We start from the raw sequence: 17,317 nt of genomic DNA, 5'->3' as shown, positions 1-17,317 counted from the left end.
CATACCACCACTGCCCACAGGAGTTCAGGCATGAGCCGTATTTTTGCAGACAATTCACAAGCCATCGGCAATACGCCACTGGTGAGGATCAATCGACTCGGCCCGAAAGGCGTGAATATCCTGGCCAAGATCGAAGGGCGTAACCCCGCCTATTCAGTCAAGTGCCGCATCGGCGCCAGTATGATCTGGGACGCCGAATCATCCGGCCGCTTAAAGCCGGGCATGACCATAGTCGAACCGACCTCAGGTAATACTGGCATCGGCCTGGCCTTTGTCGCCGCCGCCCGTGGCTACAAACTCATGCTAACCATGCCTGCGTCCATGAGCCTGGAGCGCCGCAAGGTACTCAAGGCACTGGGCGCTGAACTGGTGTTGACTGAACCTGCCAAGGGCATGAAAGGGGCTATTGAAAAGGCCACTGAACTGGCGCAACAGCATCCCGAGGACTTCATTTTATTGCAGCAGTTCGAGAACCCGGCCAATCCGAGTATCCATGAAAAAACGACAGGCCCGGAAATCTGGAACGACACCGAAGGCAGCATTGATGTGCTGGTATCCGGTGTTGGAACGGGCGGCACCATCACGGGTGTTTCCCGCTATATCAAACAGACCTGTGGCAAGCAGATCATTTCCGTCGCTGTTGAGCCTGTCAGCTCACCCGTCATCAGCCAGACCCTTGCTGGCGAAGAGGTAAAACCCAGTCCGCACAAGATCCAGGGCATTGGCGCTGGCTTTGTACCGGGCAACCTGGACCTGAGCCAGGTTGATCGCGTCGAGCAGGTCAGTGATGACGCGTCAAAAGAAATGGCCCTGCGCCTGATGCGCGAAGAAGGCATTCTGTGCGGGATTTCCTGCGGCGCTGCAATGGCCGCAGCCGTGCGCATTGCTGAAGAACCAGAAATGCAGGGCAAGACTATTGTGGTCATTCTGCCTGACTCGGGTGAACGCTACCTCTCGACCATGCTGTTTGCCGATATGTTCAGCGAACAGGAAAACGTTCAGTAAGCAATGATCGCTGCCGCCACGGATGTGTGCGGCAGTTTCTATCTCGCTGACGCTTCCGCACAGCGCCTCGACTAGCTATGCTGCTGGGATGACTCTCCGCAACAGGCTATCTTTAATGCCCTACTCTCCCGATCTCATTGCGCAACAGATACTGGCAGGCTTCGATTTATACCGTGCCGAGTTCCGTGAATTGACTGCCGGTGCCCGTGAGCGCTTCGAACAGGCGCGCTGGAACGATATTCAGGAAGCGTCAACCCAGCGTATCAACGCCTATGAAGACCAGGTGCATCGTACTGCAAAGGAGCTTGCAGCCTCCGAGGCAGGCTCCTCAGTAACTGACGCTGCCAACTGGCCCGCTATTCGCCTGGCCTACATAGACGCCATTGAGGAGCGTTTTGACGGTGAGTTGGCAGAAACCTGGTTTAATTCCATCTTTTATTGTCTGCATCGGCATGACCAGATCAGCGATGAAACCATGTTCGTGCATAGCACTCGACCAGCCAGTCGGCCGCCGTCGCGCAATCCTTTAACCCGTGGTTTTATATCCGATGGCTCACTGCAGAACCTGGCTCGCCAGGTTCTGCAAGAGTTCAGCTTTACTACGCCCTGGGAAGATATTGACCGCGACACCAACATGATTGTCGCTGAACTGCAGCAAGGCCTGCCCGACTGGGCACAGATGGATCACGGACTAACCATCGAACTGGTACAAAACGTGTTCTATCGCAATAAAGGCGCCTACCTGGTCGGACGATTGATCAGCCAACAGGAGCAGTGGCCTTTCGTTCTGCCTCTACTGCACCGCGAGGGTAAGGGCATCAGCGTTGATACCCTGATCACTGATGAGTCGGAAGTTTCGATCATTTTTTCCTTTACCCGCTCCTACTTTATGGTCGAGGCGGCGGTACCCAGCGAAATGGTTGCCTTCCTAAAGCGATTACTCCCTGGAAAGCACATAGCAGAGCTTTATACCGCCATCGGTTTTTATAAACAGGGCAAGTCTGAATTTTACCGCGCGTTGATTTCGCACCTGGCCAATTCGGAAGACCGCTTCATCATGGCGCCTGGTGTACGCGGCATGGTGATGAGCGTATTCACCCTGCCCGGCTTCAATACCGTATTCAAGATCATCAAGGACAAATTCGCACCTTCCAAGAACATCAGCCGCGCCACCGTCATTGAGAAGTATCGACTGGTGAAGCGTCACGACCGCGTGGGTCGTATGGCCGACACCCAGGAATTCGCCGATTTCCGTTTTCCCCGCGATCGCTTTGATCCTGAGTGTCTGCAAGAGCTTTTGGAGGTAGCACCTTCAACTGTGATTGAAGAAGGTGATGTCATCCTGATCCGCCACAGCTGGACCGAAAGGCGCATGACGCCACTCAATATCTACCTGGAAACGGCCAGCGAAACCAAAACCGAAGAAGCACTCTACGACTACGGCAAGTCCATCAAGGAACTGGCAGCGGCCAATATCTTCCCAGGTGACATGCTGCTGAAAAACTTTGGTGTAACCCGCCACGGCCGAGTGGTGTTCTATGACTATGATGAAATCAGCTATCTCACCGAGATCAATTTTCGCGTCATTCCGGAAGCCCTTTACCCAGAGCAAGAGATGGCCTCAGAGCCCTGGTACTCGGTATCCCCTAACGACGTCTTTCCAGAGGAGTTCCCGGTTTTTCTGTTTGCCGACATAAAGCACCGACGACAGTTCTGCAAAATGCATGGCGACCTGTTTGACGCCAGCTACTGGCAGGGCCTGCAGCAGCAGATCAAGGATGGCCAGGTTATTGACGTGTACCCGTACCGCCGGCATCAGCCTGCGGTATAAATAGGTAGCGCTCTTTATATTGTAAAAAAACCGACGAAAGGCGTGTTATTTCTGAAAACTGTCGTATACTGAATTTCGTTTATTCGAGCCCGACAGTGATAAGTGAAGACCTCTTGACTTGTACTACTGAAAGGCGCAGAGTGAGCGCGTAGGTTTTCAAGAGATAGAGTTGTAGGCTGCAAGCGCACTTTTCAGTACGTAAGTTTGTCATTCTCGCAATCTTTGATTCCCACGCTTTAATTGAGTGCAAGCTCAAGTATTTCAATTTGATAGGAATTATCCGAAATGGCAACTGGTACAGTTAAGTGGTTCAACGACACTAAAGGTTTTGGCTTCATCACTCCAGATGGCGGTGGTGATGATCTGTTCGCCCACTTCTCCGAAATCAAGGTACAGGGCTTCAAGTCACTGGCCGAGAACCAGAAGGTGTCTTTCGACATCACTACTGGTCCTAAGGGCAAGCAGGCTGCAAACATTCAGATCGTTGGTTAATCCCAACCTCTGAACCAAAAAACCCGGCTTAGGCCGGGTTTTTTGTTGCCCATAATTTAGTCCCTGCCCTGCCCACGCGCAGAAAAATTGCTCGCCTCACAAGCTCTTACATCGTACCCTATGGCGCATACAGTAGAGGCTTCGGTACCTGCACCATCGCTTATTCAGGCGACGGGTTAACAGCATCCCCATTAGCATCACGCCTCGTTTACCGCAGCCAGCAATACACTTCCCGCCGGCAGCGTCGACCACTATCAAAAGGGGGTTTTTCAGTGGACAATTTGGGTCGTAGTCAAAACCCGGAAGCAGTTAAGGTCATCATCTTTCGTGCCGCCGAGGCTATCGTTAGCGAGCTTGGCGCATCACAACTGACATTTGAAACACTTAGCGCACGCACTGAAATCGCCGAGCCCGATATCAGGTCTCTATTCCCTGACCGGGAAGCCCTACTGACCGCGATGATTGAGTATCGTCTGGAACGCTTCAGGGTGCGCTGGGGTGCTTACGAAAGTGTGCTGCCTGACGAACCCATGCGCGAGCTTAAGGCCTTGCTGCTCAGCAACATGAGTGAGTCCAGCGAGGAAAAGAATCTTGATTCAGCGATCTTCGCAGCAGCCGCTAGTGATCCAGCGTTATTGCAAACCAGCGCGGACAACGTACAGGGCTTGTTCGACATACTGGCGAAGTCACCGCTGGGCCTGGCCCAAGCCAGCATTCTGTTTTTCTCGGTTCGCGGCTACCGGCTGTTTGAACAGCTGGGCATGTGCCCAATGACCGATGCGCAACGTACCGAGTTTCAGGAACAGATAATGCGTCTTGCACGCATTATGAACGAGCAGCGTAGCGGCGAATAATCGCCGCTCGACACTCAGCTTACTTCACTGCTCACTAACGGCCGGCTCACCCCGGCTCCGCAGATAGTGATACAGCGCTCGAAGACCGGCAAACAAAAGGTAGGCAACCAGCGCCCCACCCATTACCAAGGCTATCTCGCCCAGCATACGCGCCTGGTTATCTCCAGTTGATAGGATGGTATCCAGCAGGTAGATCAAAAACGCGGGCGCCTGCCATGCTGAACTCGCCGCCACTTGAGTTGGCGTAAACAGCAAAACGGCCATTGCTACCCACAATGGTTCACGAATAAACCACCACTTGATCAATCCAGTCAGCTTCCACCAAACCAGCCAGCAGCCTGCTGCTGCTGCCAGATAAAACAGCCACACGGTTTGGTATTCTGATTCATTGAACATCGACAGTTTTCCACTCGGCTAAATTACGCGGCCCATCATAACGGTTTTTATTCCATGCGTCCTGATAACAAACAGCCTCTAGCCCGCCGCCAGAACGGTGCTGACCCCTACGTCTGGTTAGAGCAGCGAGAAGCTCCCGAGGTAACCACCTACCTTAATGCAGAGAATGCGCATACCGACGCCTGGCTAGAGCCGCATAAAGCGCTCGAACAGTCTTTATTCGAGGAGATTCGTGGCCGTATTCGTGAAACCGATCTGGGCTTACCCAGCCCAAAAGGTAACTGGCTCTACTACCAACGCACAGAAGCAGGCGCCGAATACCCCCGCTTTTACCGCTGCGAAAGATCCGTTGCCGATAGCTTGGAGATACACAAACCCAGCGAGCAACTAATTCTGGATCTGAACAGCCTCGCCAGCGGTGAAGAATTCCTGCAACTTGGCGACTTCAGTATCAGCCCCGACCAGCGCTGGCTAGCCTACAGCCTGGACACACAGGGCGATGAGACCTACCGATTGTTTCTGCTCTCACTGGACGACATGCAAACACAGGAACTTAGTCTGGACGACGCGGACGGCAGCCTGTGCTGGGCACAGGACAACAAGACACTCTTTGCTGTCAGCATGGATGAGACGTCACGCCCGTCGACGCTATGGCGCTTACAGCCAGGCACTGAGCCGGCACAGGTGTTCCATGACCCGGACCAGCGTTTCTATGTCAGCGCTTACCTGAGTAGCTCAGAGCGCTACATCTGCGTCAGCAGCAATAGCAAAAACACCAGTGAAATACATTACCTTCCCGCAGACAAGCCAACAGCTCAGTTGCGCTGCCTCGCCAGTCGCGAGGCTGACCACGAGTATGATGCGGACCACGGCAGCGATGGCTTCATGATTCGCAGTAATCGGCTTGGCGAGATGTTCTGCCTCTATAGCTGCGATGCCGGCAAGCCCGGTCTGGAAAACTGGGAACTGGTGACGCCACCAGACCCACAGCGCACGCTGGAAGAGATAAGCCTGCAGAGCACTGCACTGGTACTGCAATATCGCCATCTCGGGCTTACCCAGCTAGAGGTGCGCGTAACAGGCAACAATAGCTACACCCTGGCGATGCCAGACGCGGTCTATAGTTTGAGCGTGCAGGGCGGTGAAGAATATAGCAGCCCACAAATTCGCCTGCGTTACGAGTCGCTCAATCGCCCCGCCGAAGTGCGCGCGCTGACGCTGGCAACCGGCGAACAACATGTGCTCAAGCAAACGCCCGTCGAAGGTATTTTCGATCCCGACGATTATCTGATTGAGCGCTTATGGGCCAAGGCAAAGGACGGCACGCACATCCCCATCAGCTTGATCTGTCACAAAGACACCCAGGGTGAAGCCCCGCTATATCTTTATGGTTACGGCTCCTATGGCGCCTCCATGGACCCCTGGTTTTCTCACGCTCGCCTATCATTGCTACATCGTGGCTGGGTATTTGCCATCGCTCACGTACGTGGCGGTGCTGACATGGGAGAACACTGGTACCAACAAGGCAAGCTGCAGCATAAAGAGAATACCTTCTCCGACTTTATCGCCTGCGCCGAACACCTGATCAGCACCAACAAAACCAGCCCCCAACACCTGGTCATAGCGGGTGGCAGTGCTGGCGGACTATTGATTGGCAATGTCATTAATCAGCGGCCGGAGTTGTTTGCTGCGGCGGTGGCAGACGTCCCCTTTGTCGATGTCTGGAACACCATGAACAACCCTGACCTGCCACTCACAGTCGGCGAGTACGAAGAGTGGGGGGACGCACGCGAGCCTGAAGTTGCAGCGAGGATTAAAGGCTATGCACCTTATGAAAACGTCACGACTCAAGACTACCCTGCCCTATGGGTTACCGCAGGATTTCATGACGTCAGGGTACAGTACTGGGAAGCAGCAAAGTGGGTTGCCAAGTTACGTCACCTGCGCACCAACGACCAACCCCTGCTGCTGCGCACCCAGATGACCGCCGGCCATGGTGGCGCCAGCGGACGCTACCAGGCGATGCGCGAAGTTGCCGAAGAGTACTGCTTTCTGCTGACGGTAATTACTTAATCTAGCGAGTAGATTAGCCGGACATAAAAAAACCGAACCCATTGCTGGGTTCGGTTTTTTTACAACTAGCGCGCCTTAGAAGCGTGCGTTTACTTCATCAAACTGTGCTTCGATGCTCTTAGACGGTGGTGCCGTCATCAGCGAAACAACAATGATGGCGATCGTTGCAAGGATAAAGCCTGGGATGATTTCGTACAGCCCCCAGATACCCAGTTGCTTCCAGACCACAACGGTAACGCCACCAACTATGATGCCGGCCAACGCGCCATTGCGGTTCATACGACGCCAGAACAAGGACAGAATCATGGCTGGACCGAAGGCTGCGCCAAAACCTGCCCAAGCGTAAGATACCAGGCCCAGCACGGTGCTTTCCGGGTTGAATGCAAACATCAGTGCCAGTGCAGCGATACCAATTACTGCGAAGCGACCAACCCATACCAGCTCCTGTTGAGTCGCGTCACGACGGAACAGTGCCTTGTAAAAGTCCTCAGCCAGAGCCGAAGACGATACCAACAGCTGGGAGTCAGCAGTCGACATGATAGCGGCAAGTACGGCGGCCAACAGGATACCAGCAACCAGAGGATGCATCAGCGCCTGAACCAGTGCCAGGAAGACCGTTTCAGCATCAGCCAAACCAGCTTCACCGAAGTAACCGATGCCAATCCAGCCAATCAGCAACGCGGCTACCAGGCACACGCCTGACCAGATCACCGCAATGCGACGTGCAGTCGGCATCGCAGCATCACTTTCAATCGCCTTGAAGCGTGCCAAAACGTGTGGCTGGCCAAAGTAACCAAGACCCCAACCTAGCAGTGAGATGATCGCCACAAAGCCCAGAGGTGAGCCGTCAACACCAGTCCAGATATCCAGCAACTCAGGGTTGCGGGCCTCCATAGCACCGTGTACTGACTCCCAACCACCAAGGGTATTCAGCGCCATGATAGGCACCAGCACCAACGCAGCTGCCATCAGCAAGCCTTGAATAACGTCGGTCCAGGAGACCGCAAGGAAGCCGCCAAAGAAGGTGTAGGAAATGATTGCCAGCGTACCGACAATAACCGCAATGCTGTAATCAAAACCAAAGGTGCTTTCGAACAGCTTGCCTGCAGCCACCAGACCAGAACTGGTATAAAACAGGAAGAACAACAGAATAAAGATCGCTGAGATAACGCGCAGCAGGCGGCTTTTATCTTCAAAACGATTTTCAAAGTAAGCCGGTAGCGTCAAGGAGTCACTGGCAGTGTGCGAGTAGACCCGCAAACGGCGTGCGACTATCAGCCAGTTAAGCCAGGTACCAGCCAGCAGGCCCGCAGCAATCCAGATGGCTTCGTAGCCTGCAGTCAAGGCGTAGCCGGGCAAGCCCAACAATAACCAACCACTCATATCTGAGGCGCCAGCTGATAGAGCTGCTGTTCCCGGCCCCAATGATCGGCCGCCCAGAATGTAATCGGATAGATTGGTGGTGCGCTTGTAGGCTATGTAACCGAGGGCGAGCATGACCCCGATATAGACCACGAACGTGGCCGTCACAATTGCGGTGTTACCGTCCATTATTCTTCTCTCTCTTGTTTGCTGAAGTGTCCCAGCTTTAACTATCCTTGCTGAATAGGCTTCCCTGTTGCTATAGCACTTACCAGCGAGCCTTACGGCTCGCCATCCCCCAGCGACAGCAAACTGGCATTACCACCAACCGCCGTCGTGTTGATCGTTCGCGTGCGCTCAGTCACGAAACGCAGCAGATAATGTGGGCCACCGGCCTTGGGACCAGTCCCCGACAGACCTTGACCGCCAAAGGGTTGAACACCGACAACGGCGCCAATCTGATTGCGGTTGACGTATACATTACCAATTCTTACCCGTGAGTCGATATGTTCAGCCGTATCTTCATTGCGACTGTGAATACCCATGGTCAAACCAAACCCGGTGGCATTGATGTCATCAATGATCTTGTCCAGGTCCTTGTTACGCCAGGTAACCACGTGCAGCACAGGCCCAAACTGCTCTTTCTCAAGTTCACTGATGCTATCCAGTCGGAAGGCAACCGGCGCAACAAAGTAACCATCAAGATCGGCCGGCAAGGGTGTTTCGGCAATCAGGCGGCCAGCCGCTTTCATTTTCTCGATGTGCTGCTGCAGACCCGTGCGCGCTTCGGCGTCAATCACCGGACCGACGTCCGTTGAACGGTAACCCGGATTACCGATATTCAACTCGGCCATGGCGCCTTTGAGCAGCTCGATTACGCGCTCGGAAATATCTTCCTGAATAAACAGCACACGCAAGGCAGAACAGCGTTGACCTGCGCTCTGGAAGGCCGAATGTACTACATCCTTGATAACCTGCTCGGGCAGCGCCGTAGAGTCCACGATCATTGCGTTCTGGCCACCGGTCTCGGCAACCATAGGCGCGATGGCACCATCACGTGCGGCGAGTGCGCGGTTAATAATATGTGCGGTTTGCGTAGAGCCAGTGAACGCCACACCGGAAATTCGCGTATCAGAGGTAACAACGCTACCCACTTGTGCGCCATCACCGGGTAACAAGGCCAACACCTCTTTAGGCAAGCCAGCTTCGTGCATGAGTTCAACACAGCGCATAGCGACCAGACTGGTCTGCTCTGCAGGCTTGGCAACCACGGTATTACCGCAAACCAGCGCAGCGGAAACCTGGCCAAGGAAGATAGCCAGCGGAAAGTTCCAAGGGCTGATACAGGCGAAAACACCGCGACCCTGCAGGTAAATTTCGTTGCTCTCCCCTGTTGGTCCTGGCAGCGTGATAGTTGCAAAACGCTCGCGCGCCTGCAGCGCGTAGTAGCGGCAGAAGTCGACCGCCTCACGCACCTCATCAATGCCATCCTGCAGGCTCTTGCCGGCTTCAAGCGTACACAGCGCCATCAATTCGGGCATGTGCTCTTCAAGCTTGTCGGCTGTGCGTTCAAGCACGGCTGCACGCTGATCAACAGGGGTCGCGTTCCAGCCAACAAAGGCTGCGCTGAGTTGATCAATCGCATCACGTGTTTGGTCTGCACTGGCCCAGACCACTTCACCAACCTGACGTGACAACTGATAAGGGCACATGACCTTGCGCGCATCACCGCTGAGGCGCTTACCACCAACCAGCGGAGCCGCACTCCACTGTTTATCCCACCACTTGTTTAGTTCTGCCTCCAAGGGGGCCCATTCGTTGAGAATATTCATATTGATCCCACGGGAATTGCGTCGCTCCGCGCCATAAATGGCTGGCGGCAGAGGAATACGCGGATTAGCAAAGTTGGCGTGTCGCTGCAGGCTGGTTACCGGGTGCTCGATCAAGCCTTCGACCGGAACACGCGAATCGACCAGTTTGTGCACGAAAGAGGAGTTAGCACCATTCTCCAGCAGGCGTCGCACGAGGTAGGGCAACAGGTCTTTATGGGCGCCAACGGGGGCGTAAATACGCACTGGGCAACCAGCCTTTTCAATCACGGTGTCATAGAGCGCATCGCCCATGCCGTGCAAGCGCTGGAACTCGAAGGATTCGCCATCGGCCATCGATAGAATGCAAGTCACTGTATGCGCATTGTGAGTAGCAAATTGGGGATAGATGAGCTCACGGGTTAGCGGACTAAGCAGGTAGCGAGCACAGGCAAGATAAGAAACGTCGGTCGCTTCCTTGCGGGTAAACACCGGATAGCCTTCGATACCCGCTTGCTGGCACCACTTGATTTCGGAATCCCAATAAGCGCCTTTCACCAAACGCACCGGAATCAGGTCACCCTGCTGCTTCGCTAGCAAGGTCAACCAGCACAATACGGGCAATGCACGCTTGGAGTAGGCCTGCACTACCAGACCAAAGTTACCCCAACCTTTGACATCCGGGTGCTGATAGATTTTTTTGAACAGCTTGAGCGATAGCTCCAGACGATCAGCTTCTTCGGCATCAATAGTGATACCGACATCGCCCAAACGCGCCTGGCGGATCAGCTTCAGAACGGTTTCGCTCAGTTCAGCCAATACCTGCTCTTCGCGCGCCGTTTCATAATGCGGGTGCAGGGCTGACAGCTTGATAGAGATGGTCGGCTTGGGGCTCTTGCCCTTGTACTTATCGTCGACCAGGGCAGCGATAGCATCACTGTAGTCTTTGAGATATTTCTCGGCGTCAGCATGGGTCAACGCCGCTTCGCCCAGCATATCGAAGGAATAAGTATAGCCATTGTCACGCTGCGGCTTGCCGTTTTTCAGTGCTTCCTTGATGGTGCGACCCAGCACAAACTGGCGCCCCATGATCTTCATGGCCTGCATCATGGCGGCGCGAATAACGGGCTCACCACTGCTCTTGACCAAGCGGCCGAGCACGGTGCCCGGTGTGCCATCCTGGCGCTTGTCGAGGTTCACCACCTTACCGGTCATGACCAAACCCCAGGCAGCAGCATTGACCAATGTGTGCTCACTCTGGCCAACATGCTTATCCCACTGGGCGGCATTCAGCTTGTCGCGAATCAAGGCGTCGGCCGTATCGCCGTCAGGTACACGCAACAGGGCTTCAGCCAGACACATCAGCATAATGCCTTCCTGGGTATCCAGGCTGTACTGCTGTAGCAGAGCATCGATACTGTCTACTGCGTTATCGCGCTTGCGCACGTCCAGAATCAGCTGACGCGCCTGTTGCGACAACGCATCAAGGTCACGCGCGCGCGCAAGTTCCAGCAACTCCTGCAGATAGGCTGACTCGTCAACCGAGTAGTTTTCGCTTACTTCATACAGGAAATCATCTGGATTGCTGCCCAAAAAATCACCCTGTAAAACCGTGCTCGCTTTAAACATCCTGGCATGCTCCTGGAATCGCCTGTCGTCGTCAGCCACGACAACAACAGCTGAATGAGTTCGCCTTTCTACTAACCCTAGACCATGGTCGGCAATAGAACGAATCATCCGTTGTTATTGAAACCAAACGGTAAAAAGCAGACGTTAAAACGCCCGGAATCGACCAACCATCGACTGTAGAAGCAGCCAAGATAAAAATATTGTTGGAATCTATGGTTTTTTTGTGAAAAACAGGGAAGCTAGGGCTAAATCCTAGTGCAGCCGACCCAATCGTAGCTGCCGCGGGGTAACGCCAAGCTGACGACGCATGGCGTGGTTGAGTGCGCTCTGACTGGAAAAACCGCAACGACTGGCCAGCTGCGCTACTGGCAGATCCGTCTCACGCAGCAATCTCGATGCCTCACGCAAACGAATCTCAAGCACGTATTGATGGGGGGGTTTACCCGTTGCATCGCGGAACAACGAATGAAAATGACTCGGACTCACACAGACCAGACTCGCCAGCATGGCCACGCTGACACCTTGATCAAGGTGCTCTTGCACAAAAATATCGATGTAGCGCAATTCAGCGGCATCCAGCCCCGTCGAGCGTGCCTTCTCGGGCGCGGAAAGACGCTCGTGCAGCGCATGCAGCAGTACACCGCCAAGATGCCAGTTCATACCCGCTGCGCTGCGTGACTGACTCAAGGTGTAATCCGCAAAGTCCAGCAAGCCCTGTAAGTGATGATCCAGCTCGATGAATCGAGGCCGATCAAATAGCACTTCAAGCCGTTCATCGGCATAACCCGACAACCCCTGCGCCTCAGCCGGCAAGTCCATAATGAGCATATGATTATGCCCACGACCGGAAAACGCATGCGCTTCCCCGCCCGGCACCAGACAGGCATGCAGACGGTTAACAGCGCCACCCTGCCCCATCACCTCGAAGTCCGCACACCCCTGCAACCCGACCACCAACTGGTGCTCAGGATGCGCATGCGTGGCCGCTTGCGTAGGCAAATCGAGGATGCGTGTTTTGATCATGTGCTGATGTTGCCACAAACGCGAAAAAATTACTCGCCATTGAAATTAGCGCTTGGCGGCTCCACCTTTTAAACAACATGGTAAAAAACATCCCTTTTGCAGCCGCAAGGTAGACCCGATGACAGAGCAGCAACCAGAAACCTCAGACTTTATTGAGCGTGACAACGAAGCAGTCTCAGGTACCCATTTGGCAGTGCCCAATCAACGCTTGCCCCCTCGGCTACACCTGCTACCCATCCACAACCGGCCCTTTTTTCCGGCACAGGTAATGCCTGTGGTCGTCAACGAGCAACCCTGGGCAGAAACCATCGACCTGGTCGCTAATACCGAGCACAAGGCACTCTCGTTGTTTTACATCGACCAACCGGTACCAGCCAGTGGTGAGCTGACAGCTGACATGCTGCCGGAGACTGGCTGTGCCGTACGTATCCATCATGCCGTGCGTGAAGATGGCAAGATTCAATTCATCGCCCAGGGCCTCAGCCGCGTCAAAATCACCAAGTGGCTGAGTAAGAAGCCGCCCTACTTGGTTGAGGTCGAATACCCCACTACGGCAAGCGATGAGCGCGACGAAGTACGCGCCTACGCCATGGCGCTGATCAACGCCATCAAGGAGTTGCTGCCGCTCAACCCGCTATACAGCGAAGAGCTAAAGAATTACCTGAATCGATTCAGTCCGAATGAGCCCTCTCCGCTATCCGACTTCGCCGCCGCGCTAACCTCGGCAAAAAGCGGTGAGCTGCAGGATGTGTTGAATACTATTCCCGTGCTGCGGCGCATGGAGAAGGTACTGGTGCTACTGAAGAAAGAAATCGACGTTGCTCGGCTCCAAGGTGAAATCAGCGCCGAGGTTAACCGCAGCATCAGCGCGCACCAGCGTACGTTCTTCCTGAAGGAACAACTCAAGGTCATTCAAAAAGAACTGGGGTTATCCAAAGATGATCGCACTGCCGATATTGAGCAGTTTCGTGATCGCCTGACCGATAAGCAGGTACCCGAAGCGGCCCAGAAAAAGATTGATGAAGAACTGAACAAGTTATCCATTCTGGAAACCGGCTCGCCCGAATATGCTGTCACCCGCAATTACCTGGATTGGGCCACGGCCATGCCGTGGGGCGTTACCCATACCGACAAGCTCGACATTCAACACGCGAAAAAGGTGCTGGACCGCGACCACGACGGACTTGAGGACGTAAAACAGCGCATTCTTGAGTTCCTGGCTATCGGTGCTTTCAAAGGCAGCGTTTCCGGCTCAATCGTCTTGCTTGTAGGCCCACCAGGCGTGGGTAAAACCAGTATTGGTCATTCCATTGCAGAAAGCCTCGGTCGCCCCTTTTATCGATTTAGCGTCGGCGGCATGCGTGATGAAGCCGAGATAAAGGGGCATCGACGAACCTATATCGGCGCCATGCCAGGCAAGTTCGTGCAAGCACTAAAAGATGTTGGCGTGATGAACCCGGTAATAATGCTGGATGAGATCGACAAGCTGGGCAGCAGCCATCAGGGCGACCCCGCCTCGGCGCTACTGGAAACCCTGGACCCCGAGCAGAATAATCAGTTTCTGGATCACTACCTCGACCTGAGGATGGATCTATCCAAAGTACTTTTCGTGTGTACAGCCAATACCCTGGACAGCATCCCAGCAGCACTGCTCGACCGTATGGATGTGATTAGGCTGTCCGGTTATATCACCGATGAAAAACTGGCTATCGCCAAGCATCACTTGTGGCCACGGCAATTGGAGCGTGCAGGTCTGCGCAAAAGCCAGCTGCGTATTACCGACAAGGCCCTGCGCCAGGTCATCGAAAACTACGCGCGCGAAGCCGGTGTACGCAATCTGGATAAACAACTGGCCAAATTGGTGCGCAAGTCGGTGATGCAACTACTGGAAAACCCGGATCAGAAGCTCAGCATCAAGCCAACAGATCTGCAAGCCATGCTGGGTAGCGCGTCCTTCAAGACAGAGAAACGCCTAAAGGGCACCGGTATCATTACCGGCCTTGCCTGGACCTCTATGGGTGGCGCAACCCTGCCGGTAGAGGCAACGCGCATCCACACGCTGAATCGTGGCTTCAAGTTGACCGGCCAGTTGGGCGACGTAATGAAGGAATCGGCAGAAATTGCCTATAGCTATCTCTGTGCCAACCTGAAAACTTATCACGCAGATAAAACCTTCTTTGATGAGGCCTTTGTTCACCTGCACGTACCCGAGGGCGCCACTCCAAAGGATGGCCCATCTGCGGGGGTAACCATCGCCAGCGCCCTGCTCTCTTTAGCACGCAATCGCGCGCCACGCTCGGGTTTGGCCATGACCGGCGAGATAACGCTAACGGGCTATGTGCTGCCAGTCGGAGGTATTCGCGAGAAAGTGATTGCCGCGCGACGCCAGGGAATCCATGAACTGATTTTGCCGGACGCAAACCAGGGCGACTACGAAGAACTGCCCGATTATCTTAAACAGGGCATGACGATCCATTTCGCCACTCATTTCCGTGATGTAGCCAAGAAGCTTTTTGACTAAAGCGAGACGCAGGCACAAAAAAGGGCGATAGTTATCGCCCTTTTTTACGTCCTGCTGGTGACCTCACAAGAGCCTCTAAAGACACTCGACTCAGTCGTCTCGGCTGCCTCGAGGGGTGTCTGATGTCACACTGAAGCGATGATCTTCATCAAGCTCTTCGATTACCGGAAATTCATGCAAACTGCTCTCGAAGTCGTCGTCGACCTCCTGCGGCTCAGCGGGCTTTTTGTCAGCTGACTTGCGAGCAGGTGTCGGCGATAGACCCTCAATCAGGTCCCAATCAGGATCCAGGGTAAAATCGTTGAGATTGAGTCGGGTGTCAGCCAAGGTTTCATCATCAGCCAGCACATCTTCAACCGTATCGACAGGTGCGGCTGCAAAACTATCCGCCTCGAGCTGCGGGAAACGCGCCTTCAACTGATCGACTCGGGCCATATCACCACCAAGCGACTCAATTACCCGCGCCTGCTCAGCAAAGCCGTCTGCATCACCCAACTCGCCCATAACGCGCGCCTGCTTGTAGCGCAGCTCCAAACGCTCGGGGTCTTGTGCGATGGCCTTATCCAGCATACTACGCGCCTCAGGGAAGCGGCCGTAGGTAATATAAAGCTCTACACCATCCATATCGTCCAGGCGATCAACCGGTGGCTCTGAGGCCTGCACCTCGGCGAGCGCCTGCTCTTTTTCGACCTTCTGCTCACGCGGTGATGCCATACCAACCGCACCCGCTACGACCGGCGTGGCTGGCTGCGGCTCATGGGCCTCACGCTTACCCATTGCACGCAAACGAGCAATAACCCAACCCAGCAGAAACGCCAGGGCAATCAGCGGCAGCGACCACCAGCTGAACCAGGAGCTGGACTGCGCAGAGCTTTCTGGCTGATCACTCGCCTCAGCAGGCAAGACGTCGGCAGATACCGCACCGGCAGCAGGCTCATCGCTGCCATTCGCCGATGCGTCCACGCCGCCATTACCCAACCCTATTGTTCCAACGGCAGCCGCACTGGCAACCGCTGCCTCATTCTCCGCCTCGCGCGCCGCACGCAGCACGTCAAGCTCGGCCTGCAGGCTGGCGATCTTACGATCGCGGTCATCCAGCTCACTCAGCATGACGTTGAAACGGCTTTCCAGTTCCGTCAACCTGCCGCGCATTTCGCCCGTTTCAGTCTGCGTCTCAGCAATATCAGTCTCTTCAATTCGCAGGCGTGCTTGCATACCGTCATTTGCAGCCACGGATGCTTGATCAGCCAACGCCTGCTCTTGCTCAGTGGCAGTATCTGCATCGGTCAGTGCGGCCTGATCCCGCGCAGCAGTCTGCGGCTGACGGACTACATCTTGTTCAGCAGCGCTCTGAGCCGCGCCTGGCGGACTCACTGACACGCCCAACTGCGCGGCCGTCGGCAGGATCAATGTTTGTCCCAGCTTTAGCCGATTTCGATCGCCGTTAATAAACGCTGCTCTGTTCAGCGCGTGAATGGCAATCATAGTGTCAGCAACACTGGCGCTTTCAGCCGGCCGGCTGCGATTAGCTATATCCCAGAGTGTATCGCCCGATACCGTGGTGTACTGTTTTGCGCCAGCTTGTGGCTGCAGGTCTGGCAGCGGCTGGGCGACCGGCGCCGCAACCGGAGCGGGCGCTCGGGCTGCCGATTGAACCCGTGCCGGCGGCGCGGCCTGCGGCATGCTTGGCGCGCGCGCGTTATTCCCGTAGAGCGGCGGATCAAGCAGCAAGGTGTACTCGCGCAACAGGCGCCCATTGGGACGACGCAGCTCTACCAGGAAGTTAAGGTAGGGCTCGCGCACGGGCTGGCTCGATTGCACCTGAATGGCTAGCTTATTACCCCGCAAGACGGGTTTGAAGCGCAAATCGGTCAGGAAGAAAGGTCGATTAATACCAGCATCATCAAATGTAGCGGCATCTGCCAGAGAAACCAGCACATCATCAGGCGACAGGCCCTCTGCACCCTGCAACACAATGATCGCGCTAAGTGGCTGATTAAGCGCAGAATTCAACTGCATCTCGCCTAGCCCCAGCGCACTGCTAACTCCTACGTAGAGTGCCGCCAAAGATGCGGCTCCCAGGACTATCTGGCGCTTAACAGCCATACCTTCTTCCTCATTTCCTGTGAGTTTCGACAGCCTGTTGCGACATCGAAAATCTGCTATCCGTTGCTTGTTATGATCACTCAAACAAAAAACACAATGGGTGCGCGACTAGCTGCCTGCGGTCATTATGCCATTACGAAAATTAAAAAAATAACCCGCAAAGAGTTTATGACAGAAAATAGACTCTAAAACCTCAATCACGGAACAAACAGTCATT

At 54.7% G+C, this 17,317-nt stretch carries 11 protein-coding genes; 6 read left to right on the top strand and 5 right to left on the bottom strand.

Annotated features, from left to right (window positions below; genetic code table 11):
* Positions 1 to 30: 30 nt before the first annotated feature.
* From cysK to H4J77_RS07225, 4 genes are all read left to right on the top strand, one after another.
* Positions 31 to 1,005, top strand: coding sequence for a cysteine synthase A (gene cysK / locus H4J77_RS07240; protein WP_123890591.1), 975 nt, complete (start codon positions 31 to 33; stop codon positions 1,003 to 1,005).
* A 115-nt stretch (positions 1,006 to 1,120) separates the two neighbouring features.
* On the top strand, positions 1,121 to 2,836 hold the full coding sequence (aceK, locus tag H4J77_RS07235; protein ID WP_123890592.1) for a bifunctional isocitrate dehydrogenase kinase/phosphatase: 1,716 nt from the start codon (positions 1,121 to 1,123) through the stop codon (positions 2,834 to 2,836).
* A 285-nt stretch (positions 2,837 to 3,121) separates the two neighbouring features.
* The gene (locus H4J77_RS07230; protein ID WP_123890593.1) at positions 3,122 to 3,328 is read left to right on the top strand and encodes a cold-shock protein; all 207 of its coding nucleotides are present in this window, start codon (positions 3,122 to 3,124) and stop codon (positions 3,326 to 3,328) included.
* A 272-nt stretch (positions 3,329 to 3,600) separates the two neighbouring features.
* Entirely contained in the window at positions 3,601 to 4,182 is a 582-nt protein-coding gene (locus H4J77_RS07225) for a TetR/AcrR family transcriptional regulator (RefSeq protein WP_123890594.1), read from the top strand.
* Positions 4,183 to 4,206: 24 nt separating this feature from the next.
* Here H4J77_RS07225 and H4J77_RS07220 read toward each other — a convergent pair whose 3' ends face one another.
* Complete coding sequence (locus H4J77_RS07220) at positions 4,207 to 4,578, bottom strand: MFS transporter (RefSeq protein ID WP_182247769.1); 372 nt, start codon at positions 4,576 to 4,578, stop codon at positions 4,207 to 4,209.
* Between the two features lie 54 nt (positions 4,579 to 4,632).
* Between H4J77_RS07220 and H4J77_RS07215 the strand changes: the two genes are divergently transcribed.
* Complete coding sequence (locus H4J77_RS07215; protein WP_182247767.1) at positions 4,633 to 6,651, top strand: S9 family peptidase; 2,019 nt, start codon at positions 4,633 to 4,635, stop codon at positions 6,649 to 6,651.
* 75 nt (positions 6,652 to 6,726) lie between these two features.
* On the opposite strand, the gene putP is transcribed toward H4J77_RS07215, so the two are convergent.
* The 3 genes from putP to H4J77_RS07200 all read right to left on the bottom strand — a co-directional run bounded on the left by putP (position 6,727) and on the right by H4J77_RS07200 (position 12,473).
* Positions 6,727 to 8,202, bottom strand: coding sequence for a sodium/proline symporter PutP (gene putP / locus H4J77_RS07210; protein ID WP_220469290.1), 1,476 nt, complete (start codon positions 8,200 to 8,202; stop codon positions 6,727 to 6,729).
* A 92-nt stretch (positions 8,203 to 8,294) separates the two neighbouring features.
* Complete coding sequence (putA, locus tag H4J77_RS07205; protein WP_182247765.1) at positions 8,295 to 11,450, bottom strand: bifunctional proline dehydrogenase/L-glutamate gamma-semialdehyde dehydrogenase PutA; 3,156 nt, start codon at positions 11,448 to 11,450, stop codon at positions 8,295 to 8,297.
* Positions 11,451 to 11,702: 252 nt separating this feature from the next.
* On the bottom strand, positions 11,703 to 12,473 hold the full coding sequence (locus H4J77_RS07200; protein ID WP_182247763.1) for an AraC family transcriptional regulator: 771 nt from the start codon (positions 12,471 to 12,473) through the stop codon (positions 11,703 to 11,705).
* A gap of 118 nt (positions 12,474 to 12,591) precedes the next feature.
* Here H4J77_RS07200 and lon point away from each other — a divergent pair, with 118 nt between their 5' ends.
* Positions 12,592 to 14,994 carry an endopeptidase La gene (gene lon, locus H4J77_RS07195; protein ID WP_182247760.1) on the top strand — a complete coding sequence of 801 codons (2,403 nt, stop codon included), beginning with the start codon at positions 12,592 to 12,594 and terminating at the stop codon, positions 14,992 to 14,994.
* 90 nt (positions 14,995 to 15,084) lie between these two features.
* Here lon and H4J77_RS07190 read toward each other — a convergent pair whose 3' ends face one another.
* Positions 15,085 to 17,100 (bottom strand): FimV family protein, encoded by a 2,016-nt coding sequence (locus H4J77_RS07190; RefSeq protein WP_182247758.1) that lies wholly within the window; start codon positions 17,098 to 17,100, stop codon positions 15,085 to 15,087.
* Between the last annotated feature and the right edge of the window lie 217 nt (positions 17,101 to 17,317).

This window comes from Pseudomonas sp. 5Ae-yellow, from assembly GCF_014077575.1.
In the GTDB taxonomy this organism is placed as follows: Bacteria; Pseudomonadota; Gammaproteobacteria; order Pseudomonadales; family Pseudomonadaceae; genus Halopseudomonas; species Halopseudomonas neustonica.
This window is presented reverse-complemented; position numbering and strand designations above follow the sequence as displayed.